The sequence below is a fragment of the uncultured Formosa sp. genome, from assembly GCF_947500765.1.
GTDB lineage: Bacteria > Bacteroidota > Bacteroidia > Flavobacteriales > Flavobacteriaceae > Formosa.
Genome location: NZ_CANMTH010000001.1, coordinates 230267 through 244889 on the forward strand (window position 1 = coordinate 230267; position 14623 = coordinate 244889).

14 protein-coding genes are annotated in these 14623 nt (G+C 33.0%); 2 read left to right on the forward strand and 12 right to left on the reverse strand.

The window, feature by feature from the left end:
- Window positions 1–39 precede the first annotated feature (39 nt).
- A complete protein-coding gene (locus Q1B05_RS01000; RefSeq protein ID WP_299776623.1) occupies window positions 40–168 on the forward strand; it encodes a hypothetical protein in 129 nt (42 codons plus the stop codon).
- Here Q1B05_RS01000 and Q1B05_RS01005 read toward each other — a convergent pair.
- The 6 genes from Q1B05_RS01005 to hemB are packed head-to-tail and all read right to left on the reverse strand — an operon-like array spanning window position 163 to window position 6306.
- On the reverse strand, window positions 163–1839 hold the full coding sequence (locus tag Q1B05_RS01005) for an ABC transporter ATP-binding protein (RefSeq protein ID WP_299776624.1): 1677 nt from the start codon (window positions 1837–1839) through the stop codon (window positions 163–165). The two genes, Q1B05_RS01000 and Q1B05_RS01005, sit on opposite strands and share 6 nt — an antisense overlap.
- The gene (locus tag Q1B05_RS01010) at window positions 1840–2550 is read right to left on the reverse strand and encodes a 3'-5' exonuclease (RefSeq protein WP_299776625.1); all 711 of its coding nucleotides are present in this window, start codon (window positions 2548–2550) and stop codon (window positions 1840–1842) included. It abuts the gene before it with no gap.
- Window positions 2547–3698, reverse strand: coding sequence for a serine hydrolase (locus Q1B05_RS01015; RefSeq protein ID WP_299776626.1), 1152 nt, complete (start codon window positions 3696–3698; stop codon window positions 2547–2549). Before Q1B05_RS01015 ends, Q1B05_RS01010 begins: the two co-directional genes overlap by 4 nt.
- A gap of 33 nt (window positions 3699–3731) precedes the next feature.
- On the reverse strand, window positions 3732–4205 hold the full coding sequence (locus Q1B05_RS01020; protein ID WP_299776627.1) for a methylated-DNA--[protein]-cysteine S-methyltransferase: 474 nt from the start codon (window positions 4203–4205) through the stop codon (window positions 3732–3734).
- Window positions 4205–5290 carry a CNNM domain-containing protein gene (locus Q1B05_RS01025; RefSeq protein ID WP_299776628.1) on the reverse strand — a complete coding sequence of 362 codons (1086 nt, stop codon included), beginning with the start codon at window positions 5288–5290 and terminating at the stop codon, window positions 4205–4207. Before Q1B05_RS01025 ends, Q1B05_RS01020 begins: the two co-directional genes overlap by 1 nt.
- Before the next feature lie 26 nt (window positions 5291–5316).
- Window positions 5317–6306, reverse strand: a complete 990-nt coding sequence (gene hemB / locus Q1B05_RS01030) for a porphobilinogen synthase (RefSeq protein ID WP_299776630.1) — start codon at window positions 6304–6306, stop codon at window positions 5317–5319.
- Window positions 6307–6345: 39 nt separating this feature from the next.
- Here hemB and Q1B05_RS01035 point away from each other — a divergent pair, with 39 nt between their 5' ends.
- A complete protein-coding gene (locus Q1B05_RS01035) occupies window positions 6346–9021 on the forward strand; it encodes a DEAD/DEAH box helicase family protein (RefSeq protein WP_299776633.1) in 2676 nt (891 codons plus the stop codon).
- A 56-nt stretch (window positions 9022–9077) separates the two neighbouring features.
- Here Q1B05_RS01035 and hemF read toward each other — a convergent pair whose 3' ends face one another.
- The 6 genes from hemF to Q1B05_RS01065 are packed head-to-tail and all read right to left on the reverse strand — an operon-like array spanning window position 9078 to window position 14621.
- Window positions 9078–9980: an oxygen-dependent coproporphyrinogen oxidase gene (hemF, locus tag Q1B05_RS01040; RefSeq protein ID WP_299777457.1), complete on the reverse strand. Its 903-nt coding sequence runs from the start codon at window positions 9978–9980 to the stop codon at window positions 9078–9080.
- Entirely contained in the window at window positions 9970–10503 is a 534-nt protein-coding gene (locus Q1B05_RS01045; RefSeq protein WP_299776635.1) for a GNAT family N-acetyltransferase, read from the reverse strand. The genes hemF and Q1B05_RS01045 overlap by 11 nt, the downstream gene beginning before the upstream one ends.
- The gene (gene hemE / locus Q1B05_RS01050) at window positions 10503–11525 is read right to left on the reverse strand and encodes a uroporphyrinogen decarboxylase (RefSeq protein WP_299776638.1); all 1023 of its coding nucleotides are present in this window, start codon (window positions 11523–11525) and stop codon (window positions 10503–10505) included. Before hemE ends, Q1B05_RS01045 begins: the two co-directional genes overlap by 1 nt.
- Window positions 11525–12196, reverse strand: coding sequence for a uroporphyrinogen-III synthase (locus tag Q1B05_RS01055; RefSeq protein WP_299776640.1), 672 nt, complete (start codon window positions 12194–12196; stop codon window positions 11525–11527). Before Q1B05_RS01055 ends, hemE begins: the two co-directional genes overlap by 1 nt.
- Entirely contained in the window at window positions 12181–12867 is a 687-nt protein-coding gene (locus Q1B05_RS01060) for a TrkA family potassium uptake protein (RefSeq protein WP_299776642.1), read from the reverse strand. Before Q1B05_RS01060 ends, Q1B05_RS01055 begins: the two co-directional genes overlap by 16 nt.
- 11 nt (window positions 12868–12878) lie before the next feature.
- The gene (locus Q1B05_RS01065; protein WP_299776644.1) at window positions 12879–14621 is read right to left on the reverse strand and encodes a potassium transporter TrkG; all 1743 of its coding nucleotides are present in this window, start codon (window positions 14619–14621) and stop codon (window positions 12879–12881) included.
- Window positions 14622–14623: the final 2 nt, after the last annotated feature.

A 14623-nucleotide genomic window follows, 5' to 3' on the forward strand; every position in this document is an offset into this window, starting at 1 on the left:
TAAACATATAGATCCCAAATCTACCATAAACTGACTATTATGAATGTAACCTCAAATCTACCTGAAGAACCTACCTACTCTGAAAGTAAAATTTATGAAGTTTACGATAATACTAAAGTATTCCTTGGAAATCTAATGTATTTAGTCAAAAAAGTGTTTATGCTATAATCCTTTTGGAATAGCTTCAATTAGTTTTTTTGTATAATTTTGATGCGGATTGTTGTATACAATGTCCGCATCGTTTTTTTCTACTATCTTTCCTTTATTCATCACTATAAGTTGATCTGACATATATTTTACTACGGCCAAATCGTGAGATATAAAAATATAAGTAAAACCAAATTTATCTTTCAATTCATTTAAAAGATTTAAAACCTGAGCTTGTACAGAAATATCTAAAGCCGAAACAGACTCGTCACACACAATTAATTTAGGTTGTAAAGCAATGGTTCTAGCAATTCCGATACGCTGGCGTTGTCCTCCAGAAAATTCATGCGGATACCGATTAAAATAATCTTTAGACAATCCGACACGATCTAAAATTTCTAAAACTTTAGTTTTACGCTCGGCTTTGTTTTTATAGAGTTTATGAACCGTCATAGGTTCCATAATGGCCTGTCCAACCGTTAATCTAGGATTTAAAGAAGCATAAGGGTCTTGAAAGATGATTTGAATATCTTTTCTAAGCACTCGCATCGCTTTTGTAGATAGGTTTGTAATATCTACTCCTTTATATAAAATAGTTCCAGCAGTGGCTTTGTCTAGTTGAAGAATAGCATTTCCTAAAGTCGATTTTCCACAACCAGATTCGCCAACCAAACCTAAAGTTTCGCCTTCGTAAATTTTAAAAGTAACGTTATTCACCGCTTTAAATGTGTGCGGTTTACCAAACCAACCCGAATTAGAAATATACTCTTTTTCAAGGTTTATAACTTCCAGTAATGGGGATTGATCATATAGGGCCTTGTGTCGTTTTTTACGGTCTTCACTCGTTACAATCGTTTCTGTAAACGTATGGTTTAAATAGTCTTGTATTGTTGGAAGTGTTTTTAAGCGAACGTGTAAAGATGGTCTTGAATTTATTAGAGCTTTGGTGTAATTATGTTGTGGCATATTAAAAATACTTTGCGCAGTACCTTGCTCTACAATATTACCTTTATACATAACAATTACACGCTGAGCAATTTCAGAAATCAAAGCCAAATCGTGAGTAATAAAAATAATACTCATTTGCGTTTTGTTTTGAAGCTCTTTAAGTAATAGAATAATTTCTTTCTGAACTGTAACATCTAAAGCTGTTGTGGGCTCATCTGCAATTAAAATATCTGGTTCGCAGCCAATAGCCATGGCAATCATGACCCGTTGTTTTTGTCCGCCAGAAATCTCATGCGGATACGATTTGTATACACGCTCTGGTTCGGGTAATTTTACCTGTTTAAAGAGTTCTAAAACACGTTGTTTTACTTCAATAGGAGATAAATTTGTGTGTTGAATTAATATTTCTTCTACCTGTCTGCCACAACGCATAGAGGGGTTTAAAGAACTCATGGGTTCTTGAAAAATCATTGCAATTTTATTACCTCGAATGTTTTGAAAATCGGAGGGATTGATTTGAGTTAAATCTTTGTTTTCAAAATAAATGGCACCTGTTGTTTTTGAAATATTTTTAGGTAATAATCCTAAAATAGCTAGAGAAGATACCGATTTTCCAGAGCCAGATTCTCCAACAATGCCTAATATTTCATCTTTATTTAAATGATAAGAAATGGTGTGAATCACTTCATTTCTGTTGAAGGAAATAGCAAGGTTTTCAATTTGTAGTAAAGGTGCTTCTGTCATTTAAATATGAATAATTTCGTCGTTAGTTAAAATATCATCTCCACGTAAGCGTAAGAAAATTTGTGCCACAGCAATTGTGTCTTTTTCGCAGTATACAATAATGCGGTCTACTTCGTTTTCTTCATAATATACCCGATAGACTTCACTGCCATCAATATCGTCTTTTGGAGACGGAATGCCTAAAACATTAGTAAGCAATTTAAGTGAGGTATAATTCTTGTAATCACCAAATTTCCATAATTCTAAAGTGTCTAAATGCGGTACTTCCCATGGTTTTTTACCAAATAAATTGAGTTTAGATGGTAAAGAGATGTTATGAATAATCATGCGGCGAGCAATGTACGGAAAGTCGAATTCCTTACCATTATGTGCACATAATAATTGTTTAGAATGGTTGTAATGTGTTTCTAAAAGTGTTTTAAAGTCTTTTAAAATAGTAACTTCATCACCATAAAATGAAGTGGTTCTAAACTGACGATTTTCACCAGTTAATTTAAAATAGCCAACCGAGATGCAGACAATTTTACCAAATTCTGCCCAAATACCGGCACGATCGTAAAACTCTTCTGCAGAGAGTTCGTTTCTTTGGTATTTAGATTTTAAACTCCAAAGTTCTTTTTTGGTGTCTGTTAATTCCGAAAAATGCTGAGTTTCTGGAACCGTTTCAATGTCCAGAAACAAAATGTCTTCAAGATTGAGTTTGCTTATCATTCATTTAACATATTATATCCTTCTTCAATATACGTAAAAATGTCTTTCGAAAAAGTCCCGCCATCTCCTTTAGGTCCTTTTGTGTGACCTAAACGGACTATAATAACATTATCTTCTGGTTCTACAATAACGTATTGACCTAAATGTCCGCGCATCATAAAAAAATGTTTATCACCTATAGTTTTTAACCACCAACCGTAACCATACTGTGGACTGTCTTTAAATCTGGGTGTAATGGATTTTGCAATAAAGGCAGAATCTAAAAGTTGTTCGCCATTCCATTTTCCATGGTCTTTATATAGTCTTCCAAAGCGTGCAAAATCACGTGCGTTACTGGCTATACAACAATATGCTTTTTCTAAACCGTGTTGTTCGCTATCTAGTTGCCAAAGTGCATCGCTTTCAAACCCCATAGGTTTCCAAAACTCTTCGCTAAGATATCCAGACATGGTTTGTCCAGTAGCTCTTTGAATTACCATGCCTAATAATTGGGTATTTCCGCTTAAATATTTATAAGATGTTCCAGGTGTTTCTATGCCTTTCATATCTAGTATCACTGGTGCTATGTTTTCATCGAAATAGGCTCGCGTGGTTACCGAAAATGGAGAGTAATAAGATTCATCCCAATCTAATCCTGAAGCCATAGAAGATAAATCTCCAACAGTTAATGTAGTTGATAAACCATCTTTAAATTGTGGATAAAAATCACTCACTTTCTGGTCTAAACTTCTAATTTTTCCTTCCATAATCGCTTTTCCAAGCATGGCAGAAATTATACTTTTGGACATAGAAAACGAATTGGTTTTAGATGTTTTGTTAAATTTATCATAGTATTTTTCAAACCAAATACTATCATTTTTAATAATCATATACGCAATGGTTCCGTTTGTATTATTGGTGCGCTCTAAACTATCTGTAATTGTCGCTTTATTATAATCTTTGTGAATGTTCCAAGGTTGAGGAGTGCTGCTTTCAATAACGCGATTGTCAAACTTTGTGTAATCTTCTAAAAAGGCTGTTTTATGCCCGGTTCCATATGTAACACGAACTGCTTTTAAGATATAATCGTAATCAAAAATATATAACAAGAGTACAAGTAAACCGCATAGAATAACGATAAACTTTAGGAGTTTAGATAAGAATTTCATGATTAAAATTTAGTTGGACTAAATATACAGCATTTAAAATAAGGTTTGCTGGGTAACAGGGCTTTCGTGGTTTAGTAACCATTGTTTACGGTGTAAACCGCCAGCGTATCCAGTAAGGCTGCCGTCGGTTCCAATTACGCGATGGCAGGGCACAACAATCCAAAGTGGATTTTTCCCATTAGCATTGGCAACTGCTCGAATGGCTTTTACATCGCCTAATTGTTTAGAGAGTTCTAAATAGGACAGCGTTTTTCCGTAAGGAATTTTAGTTAATGCTTGCCATACTTTTTTTTGAAATTTGGTGCCTTTTGGATTGTGTTTAATAGTAAATGATTTTCGTATGCCTTTAAAATAATCTTCCAATTGAATTACACAATTTTGAAGTGATTCCGGAATCTGTTCCGAAGGTATTTCTTCTGAATTTAAAACTTGTATTGATGAAATTCCATCTGCATCACCTTCAATTTGAGTAAAGCCCAAAGGCGATTGTATAATACAAGAATCCATTAGTTTTCTTCAGGAATATCATTAATAAGCCCTAGACGTTTGGCGCGAACTTCCCAGCTTTTTCTGGCTAAGGCTTGTAGGTTTGCAACGTGGTCACTTTCGTCCATGATTTCAAGTCCTAAAAGGGTTTCTATAACATCTTCCATAGTTACAATTCCGCTTACAGAACCATATTCGTCAACCACCAAAGCCATGTGGTTTTTGCTTTCTACAAGTTGTTCAAAAAGCGTAGGAATTGGTATGTTTCTTTCAATAATTATAATATTACGTTTTAAATCTTTTAGCATTTTAGAGCCATTACCAAGTGCCATTTCTTTAAATACTTCGTCTTTTAAAACTAAGCCCGTAATATTATCTTGATCGTTTGTGTATAGCGGAATTCTAGAAAAACGAACATTCGAATTTTCTTTAAAAAAGTCCTGAACTGTAGTGGCTTCATTAGCTGTTTTTATTACGGTTCTAGGTGTCATAATATCTTTAGCAAGAATGTCTTTAAAGATTAGTAAGTTTTTAAGAATTTTACTTTCAGATTCTTGAAATACACCATCTTGGGTTGCCATGTCTGCCATAGCATGAAAATCTTCGCGACTTAATACACTACCATGACCTTTACCTCCAATAAGTTTTGTAGTAAGTTGGAGTAGCCATAAAAGACCTGTCCATTTTAATGGAAATATTAAAACGGTAAGTGCTTTAGATGTAAAATTAGCTAGACCCTGCCAGTATTGAGCACCAATGGTTTTAGGAATAATTTCTGATACCACTAAAATTAAAAGGGTCATGATTGCAGAAACTATTCCTACCGTATTCACACCGAAAATTTCGAATTTATAAGGTAAACTTTCAGCTTGAATACCAACCATCATCGCTCCTAAAGTATGTGCGATGGTGTTTAGTGTTAAGATGGCAATTAAAGGTTTGTCGACATCTTTTTTAAGATTTTCTAGAGTTGTAGCGTACTCTTTGCCTTCATTTTTTTTAACGTTTATAAACGTAGGGGTCACACTCAAAAACACAGCTTCGAGTATTGAACATAAAAATGAAAAAAATATTGAAACTGTTGCCCATAATAAAAGTGCGCCCATATAGATTTATTTGATTTTTAGCTAAGTTACGAAATCAATTTTACAACATCTTTAGCAAAATAACTAGCAATTATGTCTGCACCTGCTCTTTTAATTGCTGTAACTTGTTCCATCATAACCGCATCATGGTCTAACCAACCGCGTTCTGATGCCGCTTTTAGCATAGCATATTCTCCAGAAACTTGGTATACAGCGATAGGCACATCGACTTCATTTTTAAGATCACGTACAATATCTAAATAGCATAAACCTGGTTTAACCATTACAATATCTGCACCTTCTTCAATATCCATTTCGGTTTCGCGAAGGGCTTCAAAACGATTTGCGTAATCCATTTGGTACGTTTTTTTATCTTTTGGTACATCAACCTGATCCACAGGAGCAGAATCTAAAGCATCTCTAAACGGACCGTAAAAAGCAGAAGCATATTTGGCGCTATAAGACATAATACCTGTATTTAAAAAGCCTTCGTCTTCTAGTAATTCACGCATTTCTACAATACGACCATCCATCATGTCACTTGGAGCAACAAAATCGGCTCCTGCTTGTGCATGACTTAATGCCATTTCTGCTAATACTTCAGAAGATTCATCATTTAAAATAATACCATCTTGAACAATACCATCGTGACCATAACATGAAAAGGGGTCTAAAGCGACATCAGTCATAACCAACATCCCTGGACAAGCATCTTTAACCGCTTTTATGGAGCGTTGCATCAATCCATTCGGATTTACAGCTTCGGTACCTTTGTTGTCTTTTAATTTGTCGTCAATCTTAACAAAAAGTAAAACCGATTTTAAACCTAAAGACCAAAGTTCTTTTACTTCTTTTTGAAGCATGTCTAAACTAAATCTATAGTAATTTGGCATAGAAGGAATTTCATCCTTAACGCCTTTCCCTTCAACCACAAAAAGTGGTACTAAAAAATCGTTTGGTGAAATAATAGTTTCACGAACTAAAGATCGAATAACTTCGTTTGTTCTTAAACGTCTGTTTCTTTTTATAGGATACATAATAATGGACTAAAATAAGATTAATATTTATTACTTTTAATGCCTACAAAGTTACTCATTATAACCCGTTTTATATTGCTAGAAAGCCTAAGAGTTTTAGAATTTATTTATCCTTGGAGAAGCTATCAGGCCGAACTTTTAAAGCATTTTAATAGGCATATTGCAGATCGACATTTTCATGTTATTGCACCTCCAGGATCTGGAAAAACTATTGTGGGTTTAGAAATAGTTCGTAAGCTTGGTAAAAAAACATTGGTTCTTGCTCCAACACTTACTATTAGAAATCAATGGGAGAATAGGTTGCAATCTTTTTTTTCTGAAAAGGAAGTGTTTAAAGCCTTTTCATTCGATTTAAAAGCACCTAGTGATCTTACTTTTTCTACCTACCAGTCGCTTCATGCATTTTATAAAACTTTTGAAGATAAAGAGGACTATTATACATTCTTTAAAAAGCATAATATTCAAACTATTGTTTTGGATGAGGCTCATCATTTAAAAAATGCATGGTGGACGTGTTTAATGGATTTGAAAAATAATTCTGAATTTTATATTGTTGCGCTTACAGCAACACCTCCTTATGATAGTAGTAGAACAGAGGTTTCTAAATATTTTACGCTTTGTGGTGAAATTGATGATGAGATTGCCGTACCAGATTTGGTTCGCGAAGGAGATTTAAGTCCGCATCAAGATTTTGTGTATTTATCTAAACCAGAGGATTTAGAGATTAACTTTATTGTTGAGTATCGTAGGGATATTGCCGATTTTAAAGATGAATTATTAAAAGATGAAGCCTTTATCGTGTTTTTAAAAGGTCATCGTTTTTATAAAAATCCGAATTTACATTTGGACGAGCTTTATGCTAATACCGAATATTTTTCGGCTATTCTTATCTTTTTACATGCATGCGGATTTAAAATCGATCGTGAAAAATTACAAGTTTTAGGTTTCGCTAAACAAGATATAATTCAGTTTCCCGATTTAGATTTACATTGGTTGGGTATTTTGTTTCAGCATGTGTTGGTGTCGGATAGAGTACAACTCGTATCACATGAAGATTATCTGCTTAAACTTGAAAAACAATTAAGACGCCTGCATGTTTTTGAACGCAATGTGGTAGATTTTGTAGGGGAGCAATTACTTTATAAATCGTTATCTAACAGTCCGAGTAAACTTAAAAGTATAGTGCATATTGTTTCTGCAGAACGCGAAAGTTTAAATGCAGATTTAAGATGTGTAATTCTTACAGATTACATTCGAAAGGAATTTTTAGATATTACTAATGAAACCATTCAAGATATTAATAAAATTGGTGTTATTCCTGTTTTTCAATATGTTAGATGTTTTTGCGAAAAGCCTGAAGAATTAGCGGTTCTTTCCGGTAGTATTGTTATTATTCATCAATCTATTTTAAATGCATTTGAAACAATTGAATCTCTGGATTGTTTTACGTTTTCTGCATTGCAAATTGATGATTCATTTTTATTAGTTAGTCCCAAAGGAATATCTAATAATTCTATTGTTAATATTATTACACAGCTTTTTGAAACTGGACATATTAAGGTCTTGGTTGGTACGAAATCTTTACTGGGAGAAGGTTGGGATGCGCCTTCTATTAACAGTTTAATTTTAGCTTCTTTTATTGGTTCATTTGTTTCATCTAACCAAATGCGAGGCAGAGCAATTCGTAAAGATGCTAATGCACTTAATAAAATTGGAAACATCTGGCACTTGGCCTGTGTAGATCCAACAGATTTAGATGGAGGAAGAGAAGTAGATACTTTAAAAAGACGATTTGAAGCTTTTGTGGGGGTAACAAGTAGTAGTGATATTCCGTTTATTTCAAATGGTTTTGATCGCTTAAATATTCCTGACGAAATTTCTGTAGAATCTATTGATGCTTTAAATGAAGAAACTTTAAAAGGTGCAAAAAATCGTGTCTTAATTTCCGAAAAATGGAATAAAGCCATCGGTAACGGTACTAAGTTAACTAAAGAAGTAAAAGTATTACATGCAGGGAAGCGCCCTTATAAAAAGCAAAAACAAATTTATTATTTTGATGTTTTGCGCTTTTTTGTAGTGGATTTATTTTTTGCCGTGATGCTTTTTTATGTAGAATTTGTAATAAAAAGTTTAAATCTTATTTTACAACGCGGCTTTACCTTTTTTATTTACACGTTTTTGGTAGCCTTTGTTTTTAGGTTTGCTTATAAGTTTTACAAAGCTTTAAAAGTGTACATACGCTATGGTTATCTTTATAAAAAGATTGGTAAAATGGGATTATCTATTCTAGATACTTTAGATGAGTTAGGTTATGTTACTTCTAATAGAACAGAAATACGTGTGCATTCGTGTTTACAAGATAAAGGTGATGTTGTTTGTTATTTGTTAGGAGCCAATGCACTAGAAAATGCATTGTTTGCTAAGGCGTTAAGTGAGCTTCTAGAACCTATAGAATCTCCAAGGTATCTAATTATAAAAACAAATATATTTAGAAAACGTTTTGATATAGAAAATTTTTATCCTGTACCCGAATTATTTGGAGATAAAAAGAAACATGCCCTTGTGTTTCAAAAACATTGGAGGTCTTCTTTAGGTAAATCAAAATTGATTTTCACAAGAAGTACCAATGGAAGAAAATTACTCTTGAAAGCACGATTATTTCATGTGTACAATGCATTTAAAAAAATGACTAAGGAAGTTATAATCTGGAAATAAAAAGCAAAAATTACGGAACTATTAGTGTGAATAAAAGTTCTTTATTTTGTTGAATTTTAAATCCAATCTATTGGATTTTGTAATACTTTAATAAGCCTGTCTTCTTCGCTACCTTCTTCAGGTGTGTGGTTGTAAACCCATTGTACATGTGGAGGTAAACTCATTAAAATACTTTCTATCCGGCCGTTAGTTTTTAGTCCGAATAAAGTGCCTTTGTCATGAACTAAATTAAATTCAACGTAACGCCCTCGACGAATTTCTTGCCAGTTTTTCTGATCTTCTGTAAAAGTGAGGTCTTTTCGTTTTTCAACAATAGGGACATAACTTTCTAAAAAACTATTACCAACTTCTGTAGTGAAATTGTACCAGTTTTCCATATTCATGTTTTCGATATCTTTACAATAATCGAAAAATAAACCGCCAATACCACGGGCTTCATTTCTGTGTGTATTCCAAAAATACGTGTCACATTTCTTTTTATACGTTTTATAAAATTCAGCATTATGTTTGTCACAAGCTGTTTTACAAGTGTTATGGAAATGTACAGCATCTTCATTAAAAAGATAATAGGGCGTTAAATCTTGTCCGCCACCAAACCATTGGTCAACAATGTTATCTTCTTTATCATACATTTCAAAATAACGCAAATTGGCATGTACTGTTGGTACCATTGGGTTTTTAGGATGTAATACGAGACTTAATCCACAGGCAAAGAAATTAGCATCTTTAACGCCAAAATAGTTTTGCATACTTTCAGGAAGTTTGCCATGAACACCAGAAATATTTACGCCTCCTTTTTCAAAAACGTTTCCATTTTCAATTACACGCGTTCTTCCACCTCCGCCTTCAGGACGTTTCCAAATATCTTCTTGAAATTTAGCTTTACCATCTACTATTTCTAAAGCAGTGGTAATGGTGTCTTGTAGTTCTTGAATATATTTGTAAAATTTATCTTTTATACTGTAGTTCATATAACTCCATATCTATGGTTGATGCATTTGGTGTAGCGTACTCGTCTTTTAAAGTTTTCTTCCAAATAAAACCACAATTTATTGCAACTTTAGTACTGCTAATATTGCTTTTAGGGGTTACAATTTGAAGTCTTTCTAAGTTTAAAGTCGTAAACACATAATGCGAAAATTGTTGAATAGTAGAAGACATTATGCCTTTGTTTTCTTTGTCTCCATCTATACAATATGCAAATTCTCCTATACTATTATTCCAATCTATATCTTTTAAAAGAATGAGGCCAATAATAGTATGTGTTGTATTATCTTTTATTGTAAACGTATATTCAGTCTTATGTTCTCTTTTTTGCTGCTGAGCAATGATATAATCTTTAGAGGTTTCGACTTTCAGATTTTTGGCGAGTGTATACGGTAAATGTTCAATAAATCGTTTTACATTGGCCATCATAAACTCGTGAAGTTGCTTAGCATCTTCTAGCTTTATTGGTGATATGTAAAACGATTTATTAGGCATTATTTATATTCTTTAACAGCATCAATAAAGGCTTTGGCGTTATCTAACGGAATGTTAGGTAAAATACCGTGACCAAGATTTACAATGTATTTGTCTTTACCAAAATCGTTAATCATTTGGTGTACCATTTTTTTGATTTCTGCTGGTGGTGATAATAATCTTGAAGGATCGAAATTTCCTTGAAGGGTAATGTTTCCTCCACTTAGATAACGTGCATTTTGAGCTGAACACGTCCAATCTACTCCTAATGCAGCAGCATTACTTTTTGCCATATCGCCAAGAGCAAACCAGCATCCTTTTCCGAAAACAATTACTGGAGCATCGTCTTTAAGAGCTTCAATAATTTGATTGATATATTGCCAAGAAAACGCTGTGTAATCTGTAGGCGATAACATCCCTCCCCAAGAATCGAAAACTTGAACAGCATCTACGCCAGCTTTTACTTTTGCTTTTAAATAAGCAATAGTAGTATCTGTTATTTTTTGTAGTAATTGATGTGCTGCTATAGGGTTTGTAAAACAAAATTCTTTGGCTTTATCGAAGTTTTTACTTCCTTGTCCTTGTACAACGTAACATAAAATAGTCCATGGAGAACCTGCAAAACCAATTAAAGGAACATCATTGTTAAGTAATTCTTTAGTTGCCTTTATAGCTTGCATTACGTAATCTAGTTCTACATTAACATCAGGAACAATTACGTTGTCTACACCTCTTTGATCGCGCACTGGATTTGGTAAATATGGACCAAAATTAGGTTTCATTTCTACTTCAATATTCATGGCTTGAGGTATAACTAAAATATCGCTAAATAAAATAGCGGCATCCATGCCGAAACGACGGATAGGTTGTACAGTAATTTCACTTGCTAATTCAGGTGTGCGACAACGTGTAAAGAAGTCGTATTTTTCGCGTATAGCAATAAATTCTGGTAAATAACGTCCTGCTTGTCTCATCATCCAAACTGGTGGACGTTCAACAGTTTCTCCTTTTAAAGCTCTTAAGTATAAATCGTTTTTGATCATTATTTTTTTGAGTGTTTAACTACTAAGTGTAGTAGGTTTTCTATAGTAGGACTTGAAGGTATTACTATATTTTTAGTCTGTTCTGGTATTGCTTCTGCCGTTGTTTTTCCTATGCAAAAAAGGGTTTCGTTTGTTATGCTATTTTCTATTAAATAACTTGAAACACCGCTTGGGCTATAAAATAAAATGGCATCAAATTGCCCTTCAATTTTCTGAGGAGCAGGTATTGTGTTGTAAACCGTGATCTCTTTCAATCCGATTTTATTTTCCTTTAAGGTGTCTGGTAAAATATCATGCCTTAAGTTTCCACAGAAAAAAGTGAATGTTTCTTTTTTATGATATTTTACAATATAATGTGCTAAATCTGAAGCGTAAAGTTTCATTTTAGACACGTTTTGACCATATTCTTCTAAAAAGGCCATTGTTTTTTCGCCTACACAAAAACAATTCTTTATTACAACCTTATTGTCTATAATAGCTTTGGCAGCATTCTGACTTGTAATTATGGCGTTTTCAACAATCATTTCAGAATCAAAATCAACGAAATTTATAGCTATAGCATTGTATTCTGTAACTTGAATATTTGCTTTAGATAGTATCGCTTTTTGTTCTTTGTATAGCGTTTTGGTTGAAAGTATAGATTTTATAGGCATTTTTAGTTTTTGTGACAAATTTTAGAAATATCGTCGTTTAAACCGAATACAACTAAAATATCGTTTTTTTGAATAATAGTTTCTGCACTTGGTATTCCTACAACTTCCTTAATAAGTGTTGCATTTCCAATTAAATTTATTTTTTCTTTTTCTCGAAGAATTGTAATAATATTTAATCGTTGTTTCGATCTGAAATCTAAATCGGCAATAGATTTTCCTACAAATTCTGCTGGAGTTTCTATTTCTGAAATGGAATATTTTTCATCAATTTTAAAGCTGTCAATTATATTTTTAAGATTGAGTTTGTTTGTTAACTTAAGCGCTGCTTCTTGTTCTGGATGCACAATAAATGTTATGCCCATAGCTTGTAAAACCGTATCGTGAATAGGGGATAACGAGCGGCTAATAACCTTTGCTGTAGTTAGTTTTTTTAGAATAGCTGTGGTTATAATCGCAGCACCTTCGTTTTCTCCTATGGCCACAACAGCAATGTCGGTTTGTTTTATTGGAAGCGTTTGATAGGCTAATTCGTTGGTCGAATCTAAGCAAATACTGTGCGAGATTTTATCTTTAACAATATTCACTTTTTCCATTTGCTTGTCTATTCCAATAACTTCATTGCCTGTTTCTGTAAGGCTTAAAGCTAAGGACATTCCGAAATTTCCGAGACCAAAAATGATAACTTTCATTTAATTATATCTTAGTTTATTAAAATATTTTCTTGTGGGTATTGATAAAATTTTTGTTCTACTTGCCCTAGCATTCCAAATAGCAAGTTTAACAATCCAATTCGCCCAACAAACATAACGGCAATGATGACGTATTTGCTAGGATCGCTTAAAGTGGGGGTAAGGTTTAAACTTAATCCTACGGTACTATAAGCTGAAAAACATTCGAAAGCGATGGCTAATAAATCTTTTTCTGGTTCAAAAAATAATAGTAATAATATAGCTGTTCCTATGGTTATTAAGGAGATGCATATAATAGAAAATGCACGATTTACCGTGCTACTAGAAATTTCTCTAGTGTTAATCTCTATTCGCTTTTTTCCTCTAGCTGTAGCTAATATATTTAAAGTTGCAATAGCAAAGGTACTGGTTTTTATACCACCTCCTGTAGATCCAGGTGAAGCACCAACCCACATTAGGAAAATTACAAATAATAAGGATGGTGTGGCTACTTGTGTATAGTCTACTGTATTAAATCCAGCGGTTCTTGGCGTTACAGAAGAGAACATGGCTGTTGTTATTTTTCCGAAAACAGAATCGTGACCTAACATACTGTGATTAGCTTCAGAGAAATAGAAGAAAATAAATCCAACAAATAATAAAACACTTGTTGTTACAATCGTGATTTTAGAGTTTAAAGTAAATACTCTAACGGTTGTTGTTACTTTTGTTTTCTTTCTGAAAAGATTTAAAAAACTACGTTTTAAATAAGTAAACGCATTAAATATAAAGCTATAGCCTATTCCTCCAATAATTATAAGTAACATAATAACCCATTGTAACGAATAATCGTAACGTAATGTAGGTGCATAAAAACTAGAAGATGAGGTTGAGAATCCTGCATTACAAAAGGCCGAAACAGAGTGGAATAGAGAAAAGAAAATTTTGTTATCTATAGTGCTAATAGAATCTATAGATGAATAAATTAAAATAGCACCAACTAATTCTAAGCCTAAAGTAAAGCCCACAATTTGTGCTGCAATTTTAAATACGTCTTGTAAATTTTCAGTTGCAGTATAATCTTTCATATACATGCCTTCTTGAAACGAAGAGCTTTCCTTGAAAAAGTAAGCGAAAAAAGATGTAAACGTTAAAATTCCTAAACCTCCAATTTGAATTAAAAAAATGATTACGGTTTGCCCTAATTGGGTAAAATCTTTACCTGTATCTAACACGGCGAGCCCGGTAACGCAAATGGCACTAGTAGATGTAAATAAGGCATCTATAAAGGAAATGCCGTTAACAGTAACGTTAGGCAGCATGAGTAATAGTGCGCCTATAAGGGTTAAAATAAAAAAACTACCAACAAATAATATGGCAGGATTAAAATAGATTCTATAAATGTGTTTTATAAAAAAAGTAAGTCGAATTAAAAGGTAGAAGAATAATCCTAATTCGAATATAACTTTAATTCTTATGGGTTGTTCTATTGGTGGTATATTGCTGTTTAAATAATATACAGTAAAAGCAGCAACAAGTGTGGTCGCTAAAATACCGATATTAAACCGAATTGTTTTTCTAAGTGGCGAATCTTTAGAATATTGAATAAGTTTAATAATATTAAACGTGACTAAAAGTAACGTAATAGAACTGTAAATAAGGATCCTAAAAGGTTTGTAGTCTTCGTTTATTGTAAATCCGAAATCGAATATTAAAAAAAATAAAATGAGAATATCAGTAAAACGATATAGGTTTTGCAACGTTTTAAGCTTCATTA

Bases quoted from the DNA above. Each gene is read 5' to 3' on its own strand.
- Q1B05_RS01000 (WP_299776623.1), top strand. From the start codon at position 40: ATGAATGTAACCTCAAATCTACCTGAAGAACCTACCTACTCTGAAAGT.
- Q1B05_RS01005 (WP_299776624.1), bottom strand. From the start codon at position 1,839: ATGACAGAAGCACCTTTACTACAAATTGAAAACCTTGCTATTTCCTTC.
- Q1B05_RS01010 (WP_299776625.1), bottom strand. From the start codon at position 2,550: ATGATAAGCAAACTCAATCTTGAAGACATTTTGTTTCTGGACATTGAA.
- Q1B05_RS01015 (WP_299776626.1), bottom strand. From the start codon at position 3,698: ATGAAATTCTTATCTAAACTCCTAAAGTTTATCGTTATTCTATGCGGT.
- Q1B05_RS01020 (WP_299776627.1), bottom strand. From the start codon at position 4,205: ATGGATTCTTGTATTATACAATCGCCTTTGGGCTTTACTCAAATTGAA.
- Q1B05_RS01025 (WP_299776628.1), bottom strand. From the start codon at position 5,290: ATGGGCGCACTTTTATTATGGGCAACAGTTTCAATATTTTTTTCATTT.
- hemB (WP_299776630.1), bottom strand. From the start codon at position 6,306: ATGTATCCTATAAAAAGAAACAGACGTTTAAGAACAAACGAAGTTATT.
- Q1B05_RS01035 (WP_299776633.1), top strand. From the start codon at position 6,346: ATGCCTACAAAGTTACTCATTATAACCCGTTTTATATTGCTAGAAAGC.
- Q1B05_RS01045 (WP_299776635.1), bottom strand. From the start codon at position 10,503: ATGCCTAATAAATCGTTTTACATATCACCAATAAAGCTAGAAGATGCT.
- hemE (WP_299776638.1), bottom strand. From the start codon at position 11,525: ATGATCAAAAACGATTTATACTTAAGAGCTTTAAAAGGAGAAACTGTT.
- Q1B05_RS01060 (WP_299776642.1), bottom strand. From the start codon at position 12,867: ATGAAAGTTATCATTTTTGGTCTCGGAAATTTCGGAATGTCCTTAGCT.
- Q1B05_RS01065 (WP_299776644.1), bottom strand. From the start codon at position 14,621: ATGAAGCTTAAAACGTTGCAAAACCTATATCGTTTTACTGATATTCTC.